The 21,518-nt window shown below is 71.7% G+C and carries 20 protein-coding genes and 3 tRNA genes; 9 read left to right on the top strand and 14 right to left on the bottom strand.

Translation table 11 applies throughout. The features are described from left to right. The first annotated feature begins 31 nt into the window (after positions 1 to 31). The gene (locus HDA30_RS09575; RefSeq protein ID WP_184242004.1) at positions 32 to 1,108 is read left to right on the top strand and encodes a CorA family divalent cation transporter; all 1,077 of its coding nucleotides are present in this window, start codon (positions 32 to 34) and stop codon (positions 1,106 to 1,108) included. Positions 1,109 to 1,122: 14 nt separating this feature from the next. Here HDA30_RS09575 and pyrE read toward each other — a convergent pair whose 3' ends face one another. Then, positions 1,123 to 1,716 (bottom strand): orotate phosphoribosyltransferase, encoded by a 594-nt coding sequence (gene pyrE / locus HDA30_RS09570; protein ID WP_184242002.1) that lies wholly within the window; start codon positions 1,714 to 1,716, stop codon positions 1,123 to 1,125. A gap of 34 nt (positions 1,717 to 1,750) precedes the next feature. On the opposite strand from pyrE, the gene nadE reads away from it, so the two are divergent. From nadE to HDA30_RS09555, 3 genes are all read left to right on the top strand, one after another. Beyond that, positions 1,751 to 2,668, top strand: coding sequence for an ammonia-dependent NAD(+) synthetase (nadE, locus tag HDA30_RS09565; protein WP_184242000.1), 918 nt, complete (start codon positions 1,751 to 1,753; stop codon positions 2,666 to 2,668). A 111-nt stretch (positions 2,669 to 2,779) separates the two neighbouring features. Further along, a complete protein-coding gene (locus HDA30_RS09560) occupies positions 2,780 to 3,604 on the top strand; it encodes an exodeoxyribonuclease III (RefSeq protein WP_158497001.1) in 825 nt (274 codons plus the stop codon). 1 nt (position 3,605) lies between these two features. Continuing rightward, positions 3,606 to 4,427 (top strand): DUF8083 family protein, encoded by an 822-nt coding sequence (locus HDA30_RS09555; RefSeq protein ID WP_184241999.1) that lies wholly within the window; start codon positions 3,606 to 3,608, stop codon positions 4,425 to 4,427. Positions 4,428 to 4,563: 136 nt separating this feature from the next. Here HDA30_RS09555 and HDA30_RS09550 read toward each other — a convergent pair whose 3' ends face one another. From HDA30_RS09550 to HDA30_RS09540, 3 genes are all read right to left on the bottom strand, one after another. Then, entirely contained in the window at positions 4,564 to 4,923 is a 360-nt protein-coding gene (locus HDA30_RS09550; RefSeq protein ID WP_184241997.1) for a GntR family transcriptional regulator, read from the bottom strand. Beyond that, the gene (locus HDA30_RS09545) at positions 4,910 to 5,869 is read right to left on the bottom strand and encodes a hypothetical protein (protein ID WP_184241995.1); all 960 of its coding nucleotides are present in this window, start codon (positions 5,867 to 5,869) and stop codon (positions 4,910 to 4,912) included. Before HDA30_RS09545 ends, HDA30_RS09550 begins: the two co-directional genes overlap by 14 nt. A gap of 147 nt (positions 5,870 to 6,016) precedes the next feature. After that, positions 6,017 to 6,595, bottom strand: a complete 579-nt coding sequence (locus HDA30_RS09540; protein ID WP_184241993.1) for a nitroreductase family protein — start codon at positions 6,593 to 6,595, stop codon at positions 6,017 to 6,019. Positions 6,596 to 6,678: 83 nt separating this feature from the next. Between HDA30_RS09540 and HDA30_RS09535 the strand changes: the two genes are divergently transcribed. The 3 genes from HDA30_RS09535 to HDA30_RS09525 all read left to right on the top strand — a co-directional run bounded on the left by HDA30_RS09535 (position 6,679) and on the right by HDA30_RS09525 (position 11,418). Continuing rightward, complete coding sequence (locus tag HDA30_RS09535; protein ID WP_184241990.1) at positions 6,679 to 8,004, top strand: MFS transporter; 1,326 nt, start codon at positions 6,679 to 6,681, stop codon at positions 8,002 to 8,004. 94 nt (positions 8,005 to 8,098) lie between these two features. Further along, positions 8,099 to 9,982, top strand: a complete 1,884-nt coding sequence (locus tag HDA30_RS09530) for a glycoside hydrolase family 13 protein (protein ID WP_184241988.1) — start codon at positions 8,099 to 8,101, stop codon at positions 9,980 to 9,982. Then, complete coding sequence (locus HDA30_RS09525) at positions 9,979 to 11,418, top strand: amino acid permease (protein ID WP_184241986.1); 1,440 nt, start codon at positions 9,979 to 9,981, stop codon at positions 11,416 to 11,418. The genes HDA30_RS09530 and HDA30_RS09525 overlap by 4 nt, the downstream gene beginning before the upstream one ends. A 132-nt stretch (positions 11,419 to 11,550) precedes the next feature. Here the strand turns inward: HDA30_RS09525 and HDA30_RS09520 are convergent, their stop codons facing one another. The 4 genes from HDA30_RS09520 to HDA30_RS09505 form a co-directional block, all read right to left on the bottom strand. Next, complete coding sequence (locus HDA30_RS09520; RefSeq protein ID WP_184241984.1) at positions 11,551 to 13,413, bottom strand: BCCT family transporter; 1,863 nt, start codon at positions 13,411 to 13,413, stop codon at positions 11,551 to 11,553. Positions 13,414 to 13,569: 156 nt separating this feature from the next. Then, a tRNA-Phe gene (locus HDA30_RS09515) sits at positions 13,570 to 13,642 on the bottom strand. A 59-nt stretch (positions 13,643 to 13,701) separates the two neighbouring features. Next, positions 13,702 to 13,775: transfer RNA gene (locus tag HDA30_RS09510), tRNA-Asp, on the bottom strand. Positions 13,776 to 13,901: 126 nt separating this feature from the next. Next, positions 13,902 to 13,974: transfer RNA gene (locus HDA30_RS09505), tRNA-Glu, on the bottom strand. A gap of 81 nt (positions 13,975 to 14,055) precedes the next feature. On the opposite strand from HDA30_RS09505, the gene HDA30_RS09500 reads away from it, so the two are divergent. Next, complete coding sequence (locus tag HDA30_RS09500; RefSeq protein WP_246418738.1) at positions 14,056 to 14,472, top strand: metallopeptidase family protein; 417 nt, start codon at positions 14,056 to 14,058, stop codon at positions 14,470 to 14,472. Between the two features lie 21 nt (positions 14,473 to 14,493). Here the strand turns inward: HDA30_RS09500 and HDA30_RS09495 are convergent, their stop codons facing one another. From HDA30_RS09495 to HDA30_RS09475, 5 genes are all read right to left on the bottom strand, one after another. Next, positions 14,494 to 15,522, bottom strand: a complete 1,029-nt coding sequence (locus HDA30_RS09495; protein WP_184241982.1) for a universal stress protein — start codon at positions 15,520 to 15,522, stop codon at positions 14,494 to 14,496. A 75-nt stretch (positions 15,523 to 15,597) separates the two neighbouring features. Further along, complete coding sequence (locus HDA30_RS09490; RefSeq protein WP_184241980.1) at positions 15,598 to 16,464, bottom strand: spermidine synthase; 867 nt, start codon at positions 16,462 to 16,464, stop codon at positions 15,598 to 15,600. A 7-nt stretch (positions 16,465 to 16,471) separates the two neighbouring features. Next, the gene (locus HDA30_RS09485; RefSeq protein WP_158496992.1) at positions 16,472 to 16,828 is read right to left on the bottom strand and encodes a thiamine-binding protein; all 357 of its coding nucleotides are present in this window, start codon (positions 16,826 to 16,828) and stop codon (positions 16,472 to 16,474) included. 60 nt (positions 16,829 to 16,888) lie between these two features. Then, complete coding sequence (locus HDA30_RS09480; protein WP_184241978.1) at positions 16,889 to 18,250, bottom strand: Nramp family divalent metal transporter; 1,362 nt, start codon at positions 18,248 to 18,250, stop codon at positions 16,889 to 16,891. 85 nt (positions 18,251 to 18,335) lie between these two features. Then, positions 18,336 to 19,232 carry a glycerophosphodiester phosphodiesterase family protein gene (locus HDA30_RS09475; RefSeq protein ID WP_158496990.1) on the bottom strand — a complete coding sequence of 299 codons (897 nt, stop codon included), beginning with the start codon at positions 19,230 to 19,232 and terminating at the stop codon, positions 18,336 to 18,338. 102 nt (positions 19,233 to 19,334) lie between these two features. Between HDA30_RS09475 and HDA30_RS09470 the strand changes: the two genes are divergently transcribed. Next, complete coding sequence (locus HDA30_RS09470) at positions 19,335 to 20,618, top strand: DUF445 domain-containing protein (protein ID WP_184241976.1); 1,284 nt, start codon at positions 19,335 to 19,337, stop codon at positions 20,616 to 20,618. Between the two features lie 7 nt (positions 20,619 to 20,625). Here the strand turns inward: HDA30_RS09470 and HDA30_RS09465 are convergent, their stop codons facing one another. After that, positions 20,626 to 21,462 (bottom strand): hypothetical protein, encoded by an 837-nt coding sequence (locus HDA30_RS09465; RefSeq protein WP_184241974.1) that lies wholly within the window; start codon positions 21,460 to 21,462, stop codon positions 20,626 to 20,628. Positions 21,463 to 21,518: the final 56 nt, after the last annotated feature.

The raw sequence follows: 21,518 nt of genomic DNA, 5'->3' as shown, positions 1-21,518 counted from the left end.
GCCACCGCGGACCGTCCGTCAGAATGGTGCGGTGACGATCATCGACAACGCCGTGTACGTGGACGGCCGCCGCGTCCTCGCCCCCACCACCCTCACCGACACGTGGCAGGCGTGCGAGCGCGTCGGCGGCATGGCCTGGCTCGGCCTCTATCGCCCGGACGAGCATGAGCTGCAGGCCGTCGCCGACGAGCTGCAGCTGCACGAGCTGGCGGTCGAGGACGCCCTCGCCGGCGGCGAACGCGCCAAGCTCGAGCGCTACGGCGAGGGCTGGTTCATGGTGTTGCGCCCCGCCCGCTACATCGACGAGACCGAGACGGTCGAATTCGGCGAACTCGACGTGTTCACGGGCGAGCATTACGCGGTCACGGTGCGCCACGCCGAAGAACCGGACCTCGCGACCATCCGTCACGACCTCGAGACGCGGAACGCGGACCAGCTCGCCCAGGGCCCGTGGCAGGTGGCCTTCGAGATCCTCGACCGGGTGGTCGACGACTACTTCCCCGTCGCCGACGGACTCGAGCAGGACATTCGCGAGATCGAGGACCAGATCTTCGCCGGGGACGACTCGGTCTCGCGCCGCATCTACGAGCTCTCCCGCGAGGTGCTGAACTTCCAGCACGCGATCGGCGCCCTGCCGAGCATGGTCGAGCAGCTGCAGGGGGACGCCCGCTCCCGGCTGCGCGAGCACGTCGACATCGACCCGGCCGACGAGGACTTCCACGAGGAGGATGTGCCCGACGACGACGGCGAGGCGGCCGTCCACGTGGAGAACCTGCGCCGGCTGCGTGACGTGCATGACCACGCCGTGCAGATCACCGAGCGCGTGACCGCGATGCGGTCGATGCTGCACAGCGCCCTCGAGCTGGACTCGACGCTGGCCTCCAAGCGTCTGGCGGAGCAGTCGATCGTGCAGAACGAGCAGACCAAGCGGATCTCCTCGTGGGCGGCGATCATCTTCGCGCCGCAGCTGATCGGCTCGATCTACGGCATGAACTTCGATCAGATGCCCGAGCTGCACTGGGTCTTCGGCTACCCGTTCGCCCTCGGGCTCATGGTGAGCATCGCCGTCGTGCTGTACGTGCTGTTCAAGCGGGCCGACTGGCTCTGAGGACGCCGGCGGGCTCAGGCCAGGCCGAGCTCCTCCTTGCCGAAGGCGTACAGGTAGGACACGCCGGCCTCCTCGGCGACGCGCTCGGCGGCGCCGGTGTCCCGGTCGACGATCACGGCCACGGCCTGCACCTGACCGCCGGCCTTGCGCACGCCCTCGACGGCGGTGAGCGCGGAGCCGCCGGTGGTGGAGGTGTCCTCGAGCACGACGACCTTCCGACCCTCGACGCCCGGGCCCTCGACCTGCCGGCCCATGCCGTAGGACTTCTGCGCCTTGCGGACCACGAACGCGTCGAGCGCGCGGCCCTGCGCCCCGGCCTGGTGCATCATCGCGGTGGCCACGGGGTCGGCACCCATGGTCAGGCCGCCCATCGTCTCGAAGTCGACGCCGTTGTCCGCGAGCAGGCGCAGCATGACGCGGCCGATCAGCGGCGCGGCCTCGTGGTGCAGGGTGACGCGGCGCAGGTCCACGTAGTAGTCAGCCTCCTTGCCGGAGGAGAGGGTGACGCGGCCGTGCACGACGGCGAGCTCGGTGATGAGCTCCTTGAGGCGCGCGCGGTCCTGCTCGGCGGTGGGCTCGGCGGGGGTCTGGCTCATGGCGTCAGTCATGGGGTCAATCGTAGGCGGTGCGTAGGCTGAGCCCATGCGCGATCTGCAGAGGACGATCATCGACGAGCTGGGCGTGAAACCGAGCGTCTACGCGCCGGCCGAGGTCGAGGAACGGGTGGCGTTCCTCGCCGACTATCTCGAGGCCACGGGCGCCGCCGGGTTCGTGCTGGGCATCTCCGGTGGCGTGGACTCGACCGCGGCTGGGCGCCTCGCGCAGCTGGCCGTCGAGCGGGTTCGCGCACGCTCGGGCCTGACCGACGCCGTCGTGATGGGCCACCGCGGACCGATCGACCCCGGGCACATGCCGCGGCCGACGCGGGAGACGACGCCGTCGCCGAGCCGGGAGAACCCCCTGTTCACGGCCGTGCGCCTGCCCTACCGGGCGCAGGCCGACGAGGCGGACGCGACGGCGGCCATGCAGTTCGTCGGCGCCGACGAGCAGCTGACCCTGAACATCGCCGAGGGCACCGACGGGCTGGCCGCCGCGTTCGAGGAGGCCACGGGCCGGCAGATCGGCGATGTCAACAAGGGCAATGTGAAGGCCCGGCTGCGCATGACCGCGCAGTACGCCCTGGCCGGCGAGCACGGCCGGCTCGTGATCGGCACGGACCACGCGGCGGAGTCCGTCACCGGGTTCTTCACGAAGTTCGGCGACGGCGGCGCGGACGTGCTGCCCCTGGCCGGGCTGAACAAGCGGCAGGTGCGGGACGTCGCGCGCTCCCTGGGCGCCCCCGAGCACCTGTGGCAGAAGGTCCCGACGGCCGACCTGCTCGACGGGCAGCCCGGCCGCACCGACGAGGACGAGCTGGGCCTGCGCTACGACGACATCGACGACTACCTCGAGGGCCGCGAGGTGCCCGCGGAGGTGGCCGAGAAGATCGAGGCGATCTGGCTGCGCACCCGCCACAAGCGCACGACGCCGGTGGGGCCGCGCGAGGCGTGGTGGCGGTGAGTCGTCGGGAGCATGAGACCCGCCGGGCCGTCCTGCGGTTCGCGCTCGGCTGGTCCTCGTCGTTCGCACGGACCCGAGAGGTCCGTACACGACCTTCGTTAGGCTGAGCCGGTGAAGATCGCCACCTGGAACGTGAACTCCCTGCGCGCCCGCGCCGACCGCGTCGAGGCCTTCCTCGACCGCCACGACGTCGACGTGCTGGCCGTGCAGGAGACCAAGTGCAAGGACGAGAACTTCCCGTGGGAGGTGTTCGAGCGCGCCGGCTACGAGGTCGCCCACTACGGCTTCTCGCAGTGGAACGGCGTCGCGATCGCCTCGCGCGTGGGCCTCGAGGACGTGCAGCGCGGCTTCGAGGGGCAGCCGCACTTCGGCAAGGGCGGCAAGGACCCCCACGAGGAGGCCCGCGCGATCGGTGCGACCGTCGGCGGGGAGGCCGAGGGCGTCGAGCCGGTGCGCCTGTGGAGCCTGTACGTGCCCAACGGCCGCGCCCTCGACGACGAGCACATGGACTACAAGCTGCGCTGGCTCGAGCAGCTCCGGGAGCTGACGGCGCAGCGCCTCGCGGAGCGGCCGGACACACACCTGGCGCTCGTCGGGGACTTCAACGTGGCCCCGCAGGACGAGGACGTCTGGGACATGCAGTTCTTCCTCGACGAGGGCCTCACCCACGTCTCCGAGCCGGAGCGGGCCGCGTTCCGAGCGTTCACCGAGGCTGGGCTGGTGGACGTCGTGCGGCCCCGGCAGCCCGGCCCGGGCGTCTACACGTACTGGGACTACAAGGGCCTCGCGTTCCCCAAGAAGAAGGGCATGCGCATCGACTTCCAGCTGTGCTCGCCCGCCCTGGCTGATGCCGTGTCCGACGCGTGGATCGACCGCGAGGAGCGCAAGGGCAAGGGCGCCTCAGACCATGCGCCGGTCGTCGTCGAGGTCGGCTGAGATGACCCTCGACGCCGTCGCGCACCTGCGGGTGTTCGAGCCCGCAGACGCGTTCGGCGAGCGCCTGCAGACCCGGCTGGCCTGGGCTGCGGCGCTCAAGCGAGACGACCTCGACCGCCAGGCCGACGCCCGCACCCTCGAGCGGGTGACCCGCCGCTCGGCGGACCCGTTCCCGCCCACCGGGCAGCCGGACCTGATCCGCGTGCTGCACGGGTACGACGGCGGGCCGCACTTCTGCCCGGACCAGCTGGCCGACCGGGCCGCGTGGGCGGCACTCGAGCTGAAGGAGCTGCTCGAGCCGGAGGTGTTCGACGCGCTCGTGCCCGCCGACGCGATCGCCCGGAACGAGCGCGCCCGCGGTGTCGGTGAGGCGTCGGTCGTCGCGGATGGTGCGGCGGGCGAGCGCCTGCGCACGCGGGCGTCCTCGTGGAGCCTTCCGCACTCATGGGCGCTGTTGTTCGACCCGGAGGAGCAGCCGGGGCCGGTCGCTGACGGCGAGTCCGCCCGGCGCACGGTGCCTCTGCCCTCGGCGCTGGCGCAGCTGTGGAAGGCGGAAAAGATCCTCGCCGAGACGGCGGCGGGCTCAGACCTCGCGCAGGAGGTCACCGAGCTGGTGGGGTGGCTGCAGGGCTTCGGGCGGGACGCGATCCTCGAGGTCGACTATGGGCGGCTGACCCGCTGGGTGTGGCCGGATGAGACCCCGTTCGACGTGTGGACCCTCGTCGACAGCCTCGACACCGGCGACGACGCGACCGCGGCCGTCGCCCTGGACCGGCTGCACCGCCGCTGGGGCGAGGTCGGGATGCGGGCCCGGGCGAGCTGACGACCAGCGCAGAGCAGGCCGGCCTCCCGCTCCCGCCTCTTCCCGGTTGCGTGGTCATTTTCTGCCGCTGTTTCGGCGGAATTCCGGCAGAAAGTGACCACGCAGCCAGGGGGTGAGGGGCGCTGGGGCGCCGACCTCATCCCTCGGCGAGCGCTCGGCGCACGGCCTGCAGGATCGAGGCGTCGTCGAGGCCCATGCCCCGCAGCCGGGCCACGGACTCGCGCGCGAGGTCGGCGGCCGGACCGGCGACACCGGCCCGAGCGTCGTCCGCGACGACCGTCCCACCACGACGCGACGTCGTCACGAGCCCGGCCTGCTCCAGCTCCCGGTAAGCGCGGGCGACCGTCCCGGGCGAGATACCGAGGTCCCCGGCGAGGCGCCGCACCGCGGGCAGACGCGTGCCCGGGTCGAGCTCACCGCTGCGGACCTGCTCCGCCAGCTGTGCGCGCACCTGCTCGAACGGCGGCGTCGGCGACCCGGGATCAACGCGCAGCACGGGCGGCCTCCGCCGGCTCGGTGCCGTCGTCCCCTGTGGTGAAGTCGCGCCCCGCCCACAGGTTCGCGCGGGACGGATTGTCGGTCAGCCGCCCGGGAAGCCAGACGGCGGCCGTCAGAATCCAGCACACCAACCCGGCGATACCCGCCGTCGCACCGAGGATCGCCGTGAGGTCCATTCCCTGCACCCGGACCTCCGGAGCCATCACCCACTCGGCGGCCGTGAGATGCAGAGCCAGCACAGCGACGAGGGCGATGATCACGGCCAGGTCGTTCAGCTCACGGACGGCGCCGGTGCGTATCGCGTCGTCCCAGGCCAGGTGGAGGTCCGACGCCGCCCGCTGCGGCCTGCGCACCACTCGACACGCTGCGACGGCGCACCCGGTCATCGCACCGAGAGAGACGACGGCGAGGACACACAGCCCCACGAAGGCGAGGACCTCCGGAGCCGCCGGTGACAGCGAGCCCACAACCGCCGCGATCCCGGCCGACACGACGACGCACCCGGCGGAGACCCACACGGCGGCCCTCTCGGCTCGCGTGAGGTAGTCCGCCACGGTGACCTCGCGAGTCCGCGCCACCCGCGGCCCCTGAGGATCGGGGTCCGCCGCCAGGCGTTCGCTCCCGATGACGGTCCCGGCAGAGAGCCCGACCGTCAGGCACGCGAGCATGAGGAACACTGTCAGATTGCCATGCCCTAGCATCTGAGCGACGCTCGCCGCCCCCAGTCCGGCCACGAGCCCCGCACCGCCCAACTTCTGCGCGGCGCTGCCTCGAGACTCCAGCCGCTGACGGACCACGCCCCGCACACGAGGGGTGACGGGCAGGCCCTGCTTGTGCAGGAACTTCTCCTGCGCTGCGACACAACCGGAGCTCGTGAACCCGCCGTCGTTGCTGGCCAGCACGATGCCCGCGCCGATGATCGCCCAGGTGACGATGTCGCTCATGGTGTCCCTCCAACATCCGGTGCGGCCGTCGAGGCGACTCGCGACCACTCTGTATCAATACACCCAGTGTATCGACACACAGTCAGTGGGCAACCGCCATTTCCGGGCCGACCGGGCTCGTGCGCCCCGCCACCCCGCCAGATGCCGTCAGGACCGCGGGAACCGCCCGAGGAACGGCGCCGGATCCAGTGGCGGCTTGCTCGAGGCCCCCATCCGCTCGCGCAGGGCCGGGTCAACGTCGCCGACGTACAGCCACCCCATCAGCAGCTCGTCGTCCCGGACCCCGTGCGCTGCCCGCACCTGCGGGGCGTTCGCGTGCATGCCCGAGCGCCACATGACGCCCCAGCCCGCCTGCCACAGGGCCAGCTCCAGCAGGTGCGCGGCGCCAGCCGCCGTGGCGTGCTGCTCCCACACCGGCACCTTCTCGTGCTCAATCCCCCGCGCCACCACGGCGATCAGCAGCTCCGCGCGGCACGGCTTCGGGTTCATCTCCCCGGGCCCTCGCTCAACCCCGGCCGCCGCGTCGAGCGCCTCGCCGAGCACCCGCCGGTCTTCGCCGCGCAGCAGCACCAGCCGCCAGGGACGCAGCGCCTTGTGGTCCGCCACGGGGGTCACGGCAGCCAGCAACTGCGCCAGCTCCTCGTCGGAGGGCGTGCGCGGCCCCACCTTGGACACGGATCGGCGGGACGCCATGGCATCGAGCACGGGGTCGTCGAAGTTCTTCATCCCTCCATTCTGGGGGTCCGCACCCAGCCTCACCGTCCCACCCTGTGCACGAAGACCCGCCGCGCCGGGACTACCGTGGTCGGGTGAGCATCGCCGACACGCTGTACTCCGCCGTCGTGAAGCGGGACCGCGCCTCCGAGCAGGGCCTGTCGCCGCAGGTCCGCGCCGATCTGCCCGCGAACGGGCTGCGCCTCGTCGGCGCTCAGGGCCTGCAGTCCGCCGGCGACCAGACCGTGAACGCCTCCACCGTGCTGCCCTGGCTGTTCGCGGCCCTCGGGGTGCCGCCCGCCCTGGTCGGACTGCTCGTGCCGATCCGCGAGTCCGGCTCGATGCTCCCGCAGGCGTTCCTCACCCCGCTCGTCGTGCGGGCCCGCCGCCGCAGCCTCGTGTTCGCGGCCGGCGCGCTCGTGCAGGCCGCGTGCGTCGCGGTCATGACCGGCGTCGCGACCCTCGGGCACGGGCTTGCCGCCGGAGTGACGATCCTGACCGCCCTCGCCGTGTTCTCGCTGGGCCGATGCCTGTGCTCCATCGCCTCGAAGGACGTGCAGGGCCGCACCATCCCCAAGGGCGAGCGCGGCCAGATCACCGGCCTGGCCACGATGGCGGCCGGGCTGGTGGCCGTCACCCTCGGCGTCGGGATCCGCCTGCTCGGCGACGATCGCCTCGACGCCGGGACGCTCGCCTGGCTGCTCGCCGCCGGTGCCCTCGCCTGGACCGCCTCCGCGGTGTTGTCCGCGCAGGTCCGCGAGCCCGACGACACCCCGGACGAGGCCGGTGAGGCCGACGCCGACTCCCCCGGGGCCCTCGCCCGCTCGTGGGCGCTGCTGCGCGACGACCGCGGGTTCCGGCACTTCGTCACCGTCCGATCCCTGCTGCTCGTCTCCTCGCTCAGCCCGCCGTTCATCGTGACGCTCAGCCTGCAGGCCGGCGCCGACGGGCTCTCCGGCCTGGGCGGCTACGTGCTGGCCTCCGGCATCGCGGCGCTGCTCGGCGGCCGCATGTTCGGGCGCCTCGCGGACCGTTCGTCCCGTCGGCTCATGGCGCTCGGGGCGGCCTCCGCGTCCGCCGTGATCGTCGCGGTCGTCGTCCTCACCCGCTTGGCGGGCGTCGACGGCGCCTCCGGGCCGGGCGCACTCGCGCTCGTGAGCGCGTACTTCCTGCTGACCCTGATCCACACCGGTGTGCGCGTGGGCCGGAAGACCTACCTCGTGGACATGGCCTCCGGCGACCGCCGCACCGTGTACACGGCCGTGTCCAACACGACGATGGGCGTCGTCCTGCTGCTCGTCGGCGGGGCGAGCGCCGCCGTCGCGGCCGTCGACGTCGTGTGGGCGCTGCTGCTCCTCGCCGGGCTCGGCACGCTCGGCGTCGTGCTGGGCCTGCGTCTGCCGGAGGTCTCCCGAGGCTGACCGGGCGAGCGCGCGGCGCCCCGGCGCATCTCACATGTCAGCACGCGTCCCGGCTCCGCCTCACCCGCCAGCGCCCCGCCGTAGGCTTGTCCCCATGACTTCTCCGCGCTCCGCCTCGCGCCCCACCGACGCCGCCGCAGCCGCCACCACCTCGGCTGACGCCCCGACCGGCCGCCCGAGCACTCCCCCGTCGGAGGCCCGCAACCGCCCGAGCACCCCTTGGTGGGCCGACGCGGTGATCTACCAGGTGTATCCGCGCAGCTTCGCCGACGGCGACGGCGACGGCATGGGCGATTTGCCCGGCGTCACCGCCCGCATCCCCTACCTGCGGCGCCTCGGCGTCGACGCGATCTGGCTCTCCCCCTTCTACGCGTCCCCGCAGAACGACGCCGGCTACGACGTCTCGGACTACCGGCGGATCGACCCGCGCTTCGGCACCCTCGAGGACGCCGACGAGCTGATCGCCACCGCCCACGAGGCCGGGATCCGCGTGATCGTGGACATGGTCCCCAACCACACCTCCTCGGAGCACGCCTGGTTCCAGGAGGCCCTCAAGGCCGCCCCCGGCTCGCCCGAGCGCGCCCGCTACCACTTCCGTGACGGCCGCGGCGAGCACGGTGAACTGCCCCCGAACAACTGGGAGTCGACGTTCGGCGGGCGCGCCTGGACCCGCGTGGTCGAGCCCGACGGCACCGACGGCCAGTGGTACCTGCACCTGTTCGACTCGACGCAGCCGGATCTGAACTGGGAGAACCCCGAGGTCCACGACGAGTTCGAGTCCGTCCTGCGCTTCTGGCTGGACCGTGGCGTGGACGGATTCCGCATCGACGTCGCCCACGGCATGGTCAAGAAGCAGGGCCTGCCGGACGCCGAGGTCACCCGCATGGGCATGGTCACCGACGCCGGCCAGGACGAGGACCCGGACTTCGACCCGGACACATTCGAGCCGGAGATGCCGTTCATCGACCAGGACGGGGTGCACGAGATCTACCGGGCCTGGCGCCGTCTGCTCGACTCCTACGACCACGAGCCGATGATGGTCGCCGAGGCCTGGGTCGCGCCCCTGTCCCGCATGTTCCGCTACGTCCGCCCGGACGAGATGCACCAGACGTTCAACTTCACCTACCTGATGGCCGGGTGGAACGCGCCGTCGCTGGCGAGCGCGATCGAGCGTTCCTACGAGCACGCCGGCCGCGTGGGAGCCCCGAACACGTGGGTGCTCTCCAACCACGACACGGTCCGCCACGCCTCCCGCTACGGCCTGGCGGACCCGTCGAGCTACCCGGCCGGCATCCAGGCGCACGACGAGCAGCCCGACGAGGCCATCGGTCTGCGCCGCGCCCGCGCCTCCGCGATGCTCGAGCTGGCTCTGCCGGGCTCGGCGTACATCTACCAGGGTGACGAGTTGGCCCTGCCCGAGCACACGACGCTGGCCGACGAGCACCGCACGGACCCGTACTTCTTCCGCACGAACGGGGAGGAGCCCGGCCGCGACGGCTGCCGCATCCCGATGCCGTGGGACTCGCAGGCCCCGGGCCTGGGCTTCGCGGTGAACAACACGGCGGCCGACGGCGAGCCCGGCACCCCGTGGCTGCCCGCCCCGGAGTCCTACACCCGGTACGCGGCGGACCGCCAGGTGGATGTGCCCGGATCGACGTTCGAGCTGTATCGGACGCTGCTGGGCATCCGCGGCGAGCTGGGCATGGGCGGCGGCCGGTTCGCCTGGGCCGAGCAGCACGCCCCCGAGAACGGCGTGCTCGCGTTCACCGTGACCGTCGACGGTGCCCGTCCCGACGGTGCGGGTGGATCCGGCGCCGAGCGCACCGTGCTCGTCATGGCCAATCTGGGCCCGGACCCGGTCGCACCGCCCGAGGGCGTCGAGCGCACCGTGCTCTCGGTCGAGGCGTCCGAGGCCCTCGTCGACGGCGCCCTGGCCGCCGACACGGCCGGCTGGTTCCTGCTGGGCCCGGACGCATGAGCGGCTCGCGCACCGCCGCCTCCGAGGCGGCCCGCACGACCGGTGACGCCCACGGCCCGGGCCTGCAGCGGGAGCTGAGCACCCGGCACATCATCTTCATCGCGCTGGGCTCAGCGATCGGCACGGGCCTGTTCCTGGGCTCCTCCGCCGCCATCACGGCGGCCGGCCCGGGCGTGCTGTTGGCCTACCTCGCCGCGGGCGCCGCCGTGTTCTTCGTGATGCGCGCCCTGGGCGAGATGGCCGTGCGCGAGCCGGTCTCCGGCTCGTTCTCGGCCTACGCATTCCGCTACCTGGGCCCGTTCGCCGGCTTCCTGACGGGCTGGTCGTTCGTGTTCGAGCTGGCGATCGTCATCATCGCGGACATCACCGCGGCGGCTCTCTACATGCAGTTCTGGTATCCCGGCACCCCCGCTTGGGTGTGGATCGCGGCGGTCATCTGCTTCATCGCGGGCATCAACATCGCCCGCGTCGGCCGCTACGGCGAGCTCGAGTTCTGGCTCTCGATCGTCAAGGTCGTCGCGGTGCTGGCGATGATCGGCGGTGGCATCGCGCTGATGCTCATGGGCGTGAGCTACGAGCCCGGCGCTCCGACCGGGCCGCAGAATCTTGTGGCGCACGGCGGCCTGTTCCCGACCGGGGCGGCCGGCATGCTCGCGGCCCTGTCGATCGTCGTGTTCTCCTTCGGCGGCATCGAGACGATCGGCATCACCGCCGGCGAGGCCAAGGACCCCTCGGGGGCGATCCCGAAGGCGATCAACTCGGTTCCCGTGCGCATCCTGCTGTTCTACGTGGGCACATTGGCCGTGACCATGTCGCTGGTGCCGTGGGACCGGATCGAGCTCGACTCCTCGCCCTTCGTGCAGATCTTCGGCCAGCTGGGCGTGCCCTTCGCCGCCCACCTGCTGAACTTCGTGGTCCTCACGGCCGCCGTCTCCGCCGTCAACGGCTGCACCTACTCGATGGGGCGGCTGCTCTACTCCCTCGCCCAGGACGGGCAGGCGCCGCGCGTGTTCACGCGCGTGAGCTCACGCGGCGTCCCCTGGGCGTCGCTGCTGGTCGTCGTGGGCGTCATGGTCGTGGGCGCGGTGGTGAACACGGTGGCCGAGGACGCGTTCGTCACGGTGGCTCAGATCGCCACGTTCTCCGTGGTGTGGACCTGGACGATGATCCTGCTCTCACACCTGGGCATGCGCCGGGCCATGACGGCCGCCGGAGAGCGGCCGGGAGCGTTCGCGATGCCCGGCGGCACGGCGGCCACGTGGGCGACCCTGGCGTTCGTGGCGTTCGTCGTGGGCGTGCTCGCGTGGCTTCCCGAGAGCCGACAGGCCCTGGCCATCGGGCTGGTATGGGTGGCGCTGCTGACGCTCGTGTGGGTTGTCGGCGCCCGCCGTCACTCGCTGCGCCACGCTCGGACCGGGCGGCTGCCGCAGCCCTGAGGACCGCGGCCGGTCTCGCGCCGGCCGTCCCACGCACAACGGCCCGGCCGCCTCCCCCGCGAGGGAGACGGCCGGGCCGTCTGGTGTCAGTGGGCGGGCCCGCCACGGGCGACGTGGCGAGCCCGCCGTGGATCAGAGCGCGGAGCTGCCGCCCCGGCTCGGGCCCTCGGAGGGCGCCGAACCGTTAGTGGGAGTCACGGGCTGCTCGCCGGTGTGACCATGCGGGAAGATCTGATCATCGGCCCCCGGGGAGGCCATCTGGGCGATCTTCTGCTGGTGGTCCCGGCTCAGCGACGCCCACCACTCGTGCGCCGCCACCGGACCGGCGTTGACGACCTTGTCGTCGGTCTCGAGGCCCAGGTGCGTCTTGATCGAGGCCAGCTGCGCCTGGCGGCGCACCGCTTCCACACGGGCCACCGAGTACGCGAGAGTGCGCAGCGTCGCCGCGCACATCATGAGCATCAGGATGCTGAACGGCAGGCCGATCGTGATCGCGAGCGTCTGGATCGCCGACAGGCCGCCGGCGGCCAGCAGCGCCGCCGAGAGCAGCGCGGTGGCGATCGCGAAGACGATGCGCACGATGTGGCGCGGCTCCGGGTCACCACCGGAGGCCAGCATGCCCATCACGAGCGAGCCGGAGTCCGAGGAGGTGACGAAGAAGACCGCCGAGAGGATGATCGCGCCGACCACGAGGATCACGCCGCCGGGCATCTGCTCCATCACCTGGAACAGCGCGGCGTTCGCGTCGATGGTCCCGTCCTCGCCGACGACCGAGCTGTAGCCGGCCGGTTTGACGGTCTCGTAGTACATGGCGGTGCCGCCGAGCACGCCGAACCACAGCACGGAGATCAGCGTCGGGACGGCGAGCACGCCCATGATGAAGTGGCGGACCGTGCGGCCGCGGGAGATACGCGCGATGAAGATGCCGACGAACGGAGTCCAGGACATCCACCAGCCCCAGTAGAAGGCGCTCCACGAGCCCTGCCAGGTATCGCCCTCCTCACCGTAGAAGGCGGAGACGTTGAGCGAGGAGCTGAGGTAGTTCTGCATGTAGGCGCCGAACGACTGGACCGTCTCCTTCAGAATGAAGGTGGTCGGGCCGACGATCGCGATGAACAGCAGCAGGCCGGCGGCGAGGATCAGGTTGAAGTTCGACAGCCACTTCATGCCCTTCTCGACGCCGGAGACAACGGTGTAGAGCACGACGCAGGTCACGGCCGCGATCATCACGTACTCAAGCCAGGCGGACTCCTCCGGCACGACGCCGAGGGAACGCAGACCCGCGGCCATCTGCGTGACGCCGAGGCCCAGGGAGGTGGCGACGCCGAAGACCGTGCCGATCAGCGCGATGTTGTCGATGATGGCGCCCCACACGCCGCGGGTCGCCTTCTCGCCGATCAGCGGCTCGAACGCCCAGCGCATGGCCAGCGGGCGGCCGCGACGGTGGATGGCCAGGCCGACGGCGATGCCGACCACCGCGTAGATGGCCCACGGCTGCAGGCCCCAGTGCATGAACGTGGTGGCCAGCGCGGACTGGGAGATCTCACCCTGCGAGGGGTTCTCCGCGCTCAGGTCTGGGCGCGGGGAGTTGTAGTGCATCAGCGGCTCGGTCATGCCGTAGAAGACCAGACCGATGCCCATGCCGGCCGCGAAGAGCAGCGCGAACCAGGACATCAGATCGAACTCGGGCTTCTCGTCGGGGTCGCCCATGGTGATGCTGCCCTTGCGGGAAAAGCCGAGGTAGATGCAGAAGAAGACGAAGAAGAGCGCGACGAGCGCGTACCACCACGAGAAGTTCGAGATGATCGCGGTCTGCACGGCGCCGATTCCGGCCTCCATGCCCTTGGGGTTCATGAGGGTCAGGCCCACGAACACCAGGATGATCACGGCCGAGGGCCAGAACACCTGGGGGTCCAGCAGACGCTTCGGGGACGGGGTCGACGTGGGTGTCGTGTCGGTTGAGTGCGAGTCTGTCGAAGGTGGTGATGCGGTCATTTACCCCACGGTAGGGGCTCGACGCCATCCTTGTGCATCTCTGAGGTCCCGATTATGCGCAAACTCATAGGAAAAGGGGGACTGCCTCGCACCGGGCTCGCGTGGGCCTCAGACGCGACAAGGCCCCTCGCCGATGCGAGGGGCCTTGTGATGCCGTGGCTCCGACCGGCGTCGATCCGGTGACCTTTCGATTTTCAGTCGAACGCTCTACCAACTGAGCTACAGAGCCTGATGACATTGCGTCACCGGGACATCCGGCACCGGAATTCCGGAGTCGGAACATCCGAGCGACCCTGACGGGACTTGAACCCGCGACCTCCGCCGTGACAGGGCGGCGCGCTAACCAACTGCGCTACAGGGCCATATTCTCTTATTCTGTCGCTTTCGCAACGAGTGGAAACTCTACCAGAGTCCCCGGAGCCTCACAAAGTCGACCTGCGGTGATCTGCATCATGCCGATCCGACCGCGACGGGCGTCGTGCGACTCGTACCCCCAACGGGATTCGAACCCGTGTCGCCGCCGTGAAAGGGCGGTGTCCTAGGCCTCTAGACGATGGGGGCCTGCCCTCATGCGTGCACACGTGGACCAGTGAAGTCTAGAGTGAGCCGCGATCGCCCCGCAACCCGGCCCGCAGGAGGAGCATGTCCGCCCCGACGCCCGCACCCGGCCCCGACGAGGACGCCTCGCGCGCGCCGCTGGCCTGGATGAGCGAGGCCGAGTTCGACGACGCCGTCGACGCCGCCCTGCGCCGCATCCCGGACGAGCTCGCGTCGCTGCTGACGAACGTCGTCGTCCTGGTCGAGGACGAGTACGAGCCCGAGCCGTGGGAGGACCCGGACACCGAGCTGTTCGGCCTGTTCGACGGCTACGCCCCCACCGAGCGGGCCGAGGCGGCGTTCCAGCTGCCGGACCGGATCATGATCTTCCGCGGCCCGCTCACCCGGCACTGCGCGAGCCGCACCGAGCTGGAGCACGAGATCGTCGTGACGGTGATGCACGAGGTCGGACACTTCTTCGGCGTCGACGAGCAGCGCCTGCACGAGCTCGGCTGGGGCTGAACGCCGCCGCGCCCGGCGGCCTCAGCCCTCGGCGCCGCCCCGCCCCGGCAGCGGGCCGTACTTCCCGCGGTTGCCCAGGCGCACATCCTCGCGGTACGGCACCACCATGAGCGGGCCCTTGGCGTGCACCGCGACGCCCTGGCTGGTCGAACCGAGCAGCGCGCCGGCGAAACCGCCGAGGCCGCGGGTGCCGACGACCGTCAGCCGCGCGGTCTCGGTGTGCTGGGCCAGCAGCTCGACCGGGGAGCCGGAACGCAGCTCGCCCGTGACGGCGAGGTCCGGGAACTCATCGCGCAGCCAGGCGACGCCCTGGTCGAGCCGCGTACGCAGCTCGTCCTGCACCGCCTGGTCGTCGACGGACACCGTGAGCCACGCGTTCGACGGGGACACCGGCGGCAGCACGGCGAGCACACGCAGGTCGGCGCCGCGCAGCCGCGCCTCATGGGCGGCGACGAGTGCGGCGGCACGGCCCTGCTCCGAGCCGTCCACGCCGACGACGACGGGCGTGCCGGCCTCGGCGCGGGAGGCGTCCTCGCCGGCCGGGATGATCGCGACCGGGCAGTGCGCGTGACCCGGCAGGGCCGAGGAGACCGAGCCAAGCAGACGGCCGAGGAAGCCGCCACGGCCTCGAGCCCCGGAGACGAGCAGCTCGGCCTGGCGGGAGAGGTCGACGAGCACACCGGCCGCGTCGCCGGTCTCGATGCGCAGGGTCGGGGCCGGCCCCTCGTCATCGAGCTGGGCCGCCACGGAGTCGAGCATCTGGCGCACGCCGTCGCGCAGGGCCGTGTCATCGGTGAGCGTCCCGCCCACGTCGGCCGCGTACCCCCAGAAGGCGGGGACGGTGTAGGCGGTGACGAGCGTCAGGGGGACCTGACGGGCACGGGCCTCACGCTGGGCCCAGCGGGCCGCCGAGATCGACTGGTCGGAGCCGTCGACGCCAACGAGGACGCCGAACTCCTCGAGCGGAGCGACGGGCCCCTGGGCGGGGGCGACAGTCTCGGCTGCGGCGGCCTGGTCGCGGTCGGTGGTCCGGGGCTGCTGGTCGGTCATGGGAACCTCCTGCGGGTGTGGCCGCCGATCGTCGTCGACCGGTGATTCGGCACGTCTCAGTCTAGTGATCTGCGTCTAGTTCCCGGCCCGTGCGACGAGGGGCGCGGTCGACGGGCGGGCGCCCGCCACGAACCGCGGCACGTCCTCGAGCAGCGTGGCCGGCAGCGCGTCCGAACGCAGGGCGCGGGCGAGCCCGGCACGCCCGCCCAGGTGCTCGAGCACGAGCGGCCCCGCCGAGGCCGCGGCGATCACGTTGCCGCGGCGGCGGCCCTTGAGCATCGGCGGATCGGCCATGACCTCCACGTGGGCGAAGGTCTCCGTGAGCGCGGCCAGCTCGGCGCGCAGTGACGCCAGCCCCGGGCCGGCGCCGATGTTGAGCAGGTACACGCCGCCGTCGACGAGCACGTCGGCCGCGGCCCGCGCCGCCTCGAGACCCGTCAGGTGCTCGGGCGTGACGTGCGGGGCGTCGGGCTCCGGCGAGGCGGGCGCGAACACGTCACGGACGACGACCTCACGGGTGTCCGGGCGGAGCGAGGCGAGCACCTGACCCGCCTCGCCGACCCGGATCTTCAGCTGCGGGGCGCGCGGCAGCCCGAAGCGGGTGCGGGCGAGCTCGGCCAGGCCCGCGTCGAGCTCGACGGCCAGCTGATGTGCCTGCGGGTAGGCGTGCGTGATCCACCGGGCGAACGTGCAGCCGGCGCCGCCCAGATGCAGCACGCGCAGCCGGTCGACGTCGGGGGCGAAGCGGTGGGAGACGACCGCCGCGGCCCAGCGCATGTACTCAAAGCCCATGCGCTCGGGGGTGTCCGGGTTGAGCTGGGAGGACTCGACGCCGTTGACCTTGAGCAGCCACGTGCCCGGCTCCCACGGGTCGGGGAGGATCTCCGCGGTGCCGGAGCTGATCGGGAAGACGCCGGGAGCGATGACCTCGTCGGCGGGCATGGGCGGCTCAGGCCTCGCCCGCACCGTCACGACTCTGACCGAGCGCCGCTTCGAGACGCTCGAGCTTGCCGTCGAGTTCGCCCGTGTGGCCGGGGCGGATGTCGGCCTTGAGCACGAGTGAGACGCGGGAGCCGTAGCGACCGACCGCCTCGGTGGCGTCCTTGACGACGGCCATGACCTCGTCCCACTCCCCCTCGATCTCGGTGAACATCGACGAGGTGCGGTGCGGCAGGCCGGAGGCGCGCACGATCGCGACGGCCTCGGCGACCGCCTGATGAACAGAGGCAGAGGCGGCGTCCTCAGCGCTCACCAGAGACGGATCTGCGGGTGCGCCGGACGGGGCGACGGAGAAGGCGACGATCATGGCTCCAGTGTGCCCCGTCCCGCCCGGGATGTCGTCCCGCCCAGGATGCCCTGAGGCCGCTCAGGCACTCCCGCCGAACAGCGGCGCGAGCGCCTTCGCCAGCTCGCTCACGCCGAGCACGAGGAACACCAGCGTCGTGATGCCCAGCAGCACGTTGTGCACCAGGCGGTTCCGGAACCGCTCCGGCATGGAGCGCCGGTTGTTCAGCACGAGCAGCGTGATGGCCAGGAACGGCATGAACAGGGCGCCGAGCGTGCCGTAGAGCAGGATCAGGAAGATCGGCTTGTCCAGGAACAGCAGCGCCATCGGCGGGATCGTCAGCCACAGCAGGAAGAACCGCCCGGGCCGCGACGACAGCGACGGCGCATCGTCCTGGTCGAGCTCGTCGGCGGGGCGGCGGACGTTCGTCCAGAAGTCCGCGAACATCAGCGAGACGCCGTGCCACACGCCCAGCAGGGAGGAGAACGACGCGGCGAAGAAGCCCACCAGGAACACCGTGGCCCACGCCTGGCCGTACCGCTGCGCGAGGACCTCGCCGACATCAAGCAGGCCCTTGTCGCCCTTCGAGATCGCGACGCCCGCAGAATTGAGCAGCTCGACGCCCATAATCATCGTCGCGATCACGAAGATGCCGGTCAGGATGTAGCTGGTGGTGTTGTCGAAGCGCATCACCGTCATGTACTTCGGCACGTTCCAGCCCTTCGCGCGCAGCCAGTAGCCGTAGGCGGCGAGCGTGATGGTGCCGCCGACGCCGCCGGCCAGGCCCAGCACGTAGAACATGACCTCGGGGTCGCCCGAGGGGATGCGCGGGACGAGTCCGGCCAGGATCTCGCCGAGGTTCGGGGCGGTCAGCACGGCGGAGAGCAGCACGGTGACGAACATGACGCCGATCAGCACCATCATGAGCGTCTCGATGAGCCGGTAGCGGTCGAGCCAGACGAGCGCGAGGCCGAGCAGCCCCGCTGCGATCGCGAACAGCGTGACGTCGACGCCCGGGAACAGCGCGGCCAGCGGCAGCGCCGTCGAGGACATCGCGGTGGCGCCGTACACCACGCCCCAGATCAGGATGTACGCGCCGAAGTACCAGGAGGTCCAGGAGCCGAGTGTGCGCCACCCCTGCAGGATCGTCTTGCCGGTGGCCAGGAAGTAGCGACCGACGCCCTCCACCAGCACGATCTTGAACAGCACGCCGAGCACGACCGCCCACATCAGGGCATAGCCATAGCGGGACCCGGCGGTGAGGGTGGCGACCAGGTCAGCGGCGCCGACACCCGTGGCGGCCGCGACGATGCCGGGGCCGAGCGAATTCCACTTCGGCCGGACGGGCGTCGCGTCGATCTCGGCCTGTGTGAAGCCGACGATGTCCGGATTGTGGATCGGCTGAGGGCCCGGCGAGCGCCCGGGCGAGGGGGTCGATGACATGAGTGGACCTCACGGATGCGGTGCGGGACGGGGCGCCGTCCTGAGGACCACCCGCAGACGGGTCACGGCTCGGGGACGGCCGGCGTCAGAGTGTAACGCGCGACACGACGCCGTGTGCGCCCTGCTGCCCGGCCTCGAGCGCCCGCCGCACCGCCGCCGGCCGGTTCGTCGTGATCTCCTGGACGCCGTGCGCCGCCAGGAACGCCACATCACGCTCCTGATCGGCGGTCCACACCCGCAGCCTCCGCCCCGCCGCGAGCCACGCCTTCGCGTCGGCCAGATGCGCCCGCATGTACGCGACCGACGGGCCGGCCAGCTGTGCCTGCCCCGTCCACACGAGACGTTCCGACTCCGCCAGGGACATCCGCATGGCGGCGCGCACGGCGGCCCGGCTCACCGGTCCGCGCGCCAGACGGGAGTCCGTGCCGGTCGGCATCAGGTCGATCAGCGGGCACAACGGGTCCGGCCCCGTCAGCGGGGCCAGGTACCGCAGCGCCTCGGCATGGAAGCTCATGAGCGAGACCTGCACCTGCCCCATCAGCCCGGTCTCGGGGTCCCAGCCGGCGAACGCGAGCTCCCGCATCGTCTTCTCTTCGAGCTCGTGCCCGAACGGGCTCGGGTGCTTCAGCTCGACGGCCAGGCGCAGCGGCCGACCGGCGTCGAGGGCGATCCGCAGCAGCTCGGCCAGAGTAAGCATCTGCTCGCGCGGGGCCCCGTACTCGGTCGGCACGCCGCCGGGGTGCCAGCCGTGCACGTTGAGCCGACGCAGCTGCGCGAGGGTGTGGTCGGAGACGGCGCCTGAGCCGTCGGAGGTGCGGTCGACGGTCGGGTCGTGCCAGCAGACGACCTGTTTGTCCCGGGTCAGCTGGACATCGCATTCGAGCCCGTCGGCCCCGTCGTCCAGGGCACGCAGATAGGCGGCTCTCGTGTGCTCGGCGTGGTCGGCGGACGCGCCCCGATGGGCGATCACGAGCGGCGTCATGGCCTCGAGGCTAGGAGCCACTGATGTGCGCGGATCCACCGCACGTGGACGCGCTGGTTAACTGGAGACGACCATTTCGGGACCACGACGGAAGGAGCGCGCATGGCCGGCCAGCGCACCACCCCCGCAGACCTGAGCGCCTTCTCCCCCGCCTCGACCGCCCGCGCCGCCGGGCTGCGGAGGATGAAGGCGGTCGCCACGGGGCTGCTCGTTGCGCTCGCGGCGGTGTTCGTCGTGGCGTTCGCCCTGCAGGAGCAGCACCCGTGGCTGTCCTACGTGCGCGCGGCCGCGGAGGGCGGCATGGTGGGCGCCCTCGCGGACTGGTTCGCCGTGACGGCCCTGTTCCGCCACCCCGCCGGGGTGCCGGTGCCGCACACCGCGCTCATCCCGAGGAAGAAGGACCAGCTCGGCCAGGCGCTGCGTGAGTTCGTGCAGGAGAACTTCCTGGACTCGGACGTCGCGCGCGAGAAGGTCTCGGGCCTGCAGGTCGCCGCCCCGGCCGGTCGCTGGCTCGCCCGTCGAGACAACGCCGAGCGGGCGGCGGGGCAGGTCGCCGTCGCGGCCCGCAGCGCCCTGGACGCCGCCGACGACGAGGTCATCCAGGCGCTGCTGACCCAGCTGATGCAGCGCCACATGGTCGAGCCGGACTGGTCCCCGACCCTCGCCCGCGCGCTCGAGGACGTCGTCGGGGCCCGTCACCACGAGAAGGTCGTCGACATGCTCGTGGCGCACACGGGTGACTGGATCGCCGAGCACCCGGAGGTGTTCGTCGAGACCGTCCGGCGTCGCTCCCCCGAGTGGAGCCCCGAGATCGTGGACAAGCTGCTGGCCGAGCGCCTGCATGCCGAGGCCCTCAAGTACCTGGCGGGCGTCCGGACGGACCGCTCGCACGAGGCCCGGCGCTCGATCGATGCGTGGCTCGCCGAGCTCGCGCAGCGGATGCGCACGGACCCGGTCACCCGCGGCACCGTCGAACGGCTCAAACGCGGCCTGTTCGAGGACGAACGCGTGCGCGGCTGGGCCGGGCAGGCCTGGACCAGCCTGAGCCGCTCGTTGCTTGCCTCACTCGAGGATCCGCGCTCGGACCTGCATCAGGCGCTGGTCGCGGCGATCATGGACCTGGGCGGGCGCCTGCAACACGAGGCGCCGCTGCGCGAGCGCGTCGACGGCTACGCACGAGCGGCGGCCGCCTACGCCCTGGCCGAATACGGGCCCGAGCTGACCGGGGTCATCGAGGAGACGGTCCACCGCTGGGACGGCGAGCAGACGGCTCGCACCCTGGAGCTGCTCGTGGGCCGTGACCTGCAGTTCATCCGCATCAACGGCTCGGTGGTCGGGGCGCTGGCCGGGCTGACCATCCACACGCTCGCGACCCTGCTGCTCTGACCTGGCCTCAGGCGTCCGGGCCGAGGCCCTTCTGCTCGAGCTCGCGCGCCGCCTCGGCCTGCTCACGTTCGTCCTTGGTCTCGACGACGTCGCCGGGCAGCGTCTGCGGCACGGGCCCGAACAGGTTCTGCGCCGAGGCGATCACGGACTTGCCCATCGAGCGGTTCCCGACACCGCCGATCACGGCACCCACGCCGAACGGCACGGCGCGGCCGAACAAGCCCGCCCCCTGGCGGACGAGCACCTTGCGCATGAACTTCTTCTTCAGCTGGTTCATGACCATGTCGGACATGCCGCCGCCGGTGGCCGTCAGCGCGTTCAGCGCACCGGGACCGCCCAGCGACGCCGCGGCGCCGCCGCGCTGCGAGCCGGCGAACTCCTTGAGCATCTTGCGGCCGTCCTCGCCGAGCATCACGGCCATGACGAGGGCCTCGGCGCGCTGCGGATCCTCGGTCGTGATGCCGTGCAGCTCGGCGATGGACTGCGCGTACAGGGCGGTGGCCTCGAGGAAACCGATGACGGCCACCCCGGACAGGCCCAGCGCCGCGATCGTGCCGATGCCGGGGATGATCGCGGTGCCGCCGACGGCGGCGCCGGCCCCGGTGACGGTGTTCAGGTACTGATCGCTCAGTCGGTCGGCCAGCTGGGCGGGCGACTCGTCCGGGTGGTTCTCGTGCAGGCGCCGCAGGTTCGCCACGACGAGCGGCCGCTGCAGCTTCATCGCGCGCAGCACCGTCTTCTGGAACGAGTCGGTGGGGTTCCCCTCGTCGTCGAAGGCGTTCTTGAGCGCCATGTTCAGTGCCTTGTCGCCGGCCATGCGGCCGAGGAAGGAGTTCTTAGCCATGGCGGCCACACTAACCAGCGGGCCGGGACGACTGCAGGGCTGAGCCGCGCCGAGCC

This window comes from Micrococcus cohnii (assembly GCF_014205175.1).
GTDB classification, from domain to species: Bacteria; Actinomycetota; Actinomycetes; order Actinomycetales; family Micrococcaceae; genus Micrococcus; species Micrococcus cohnii.
Note: the sequence above shows the minus strand (reverse complement) of the source record. Positions and strands in the feature narration are given on the sequence as shown.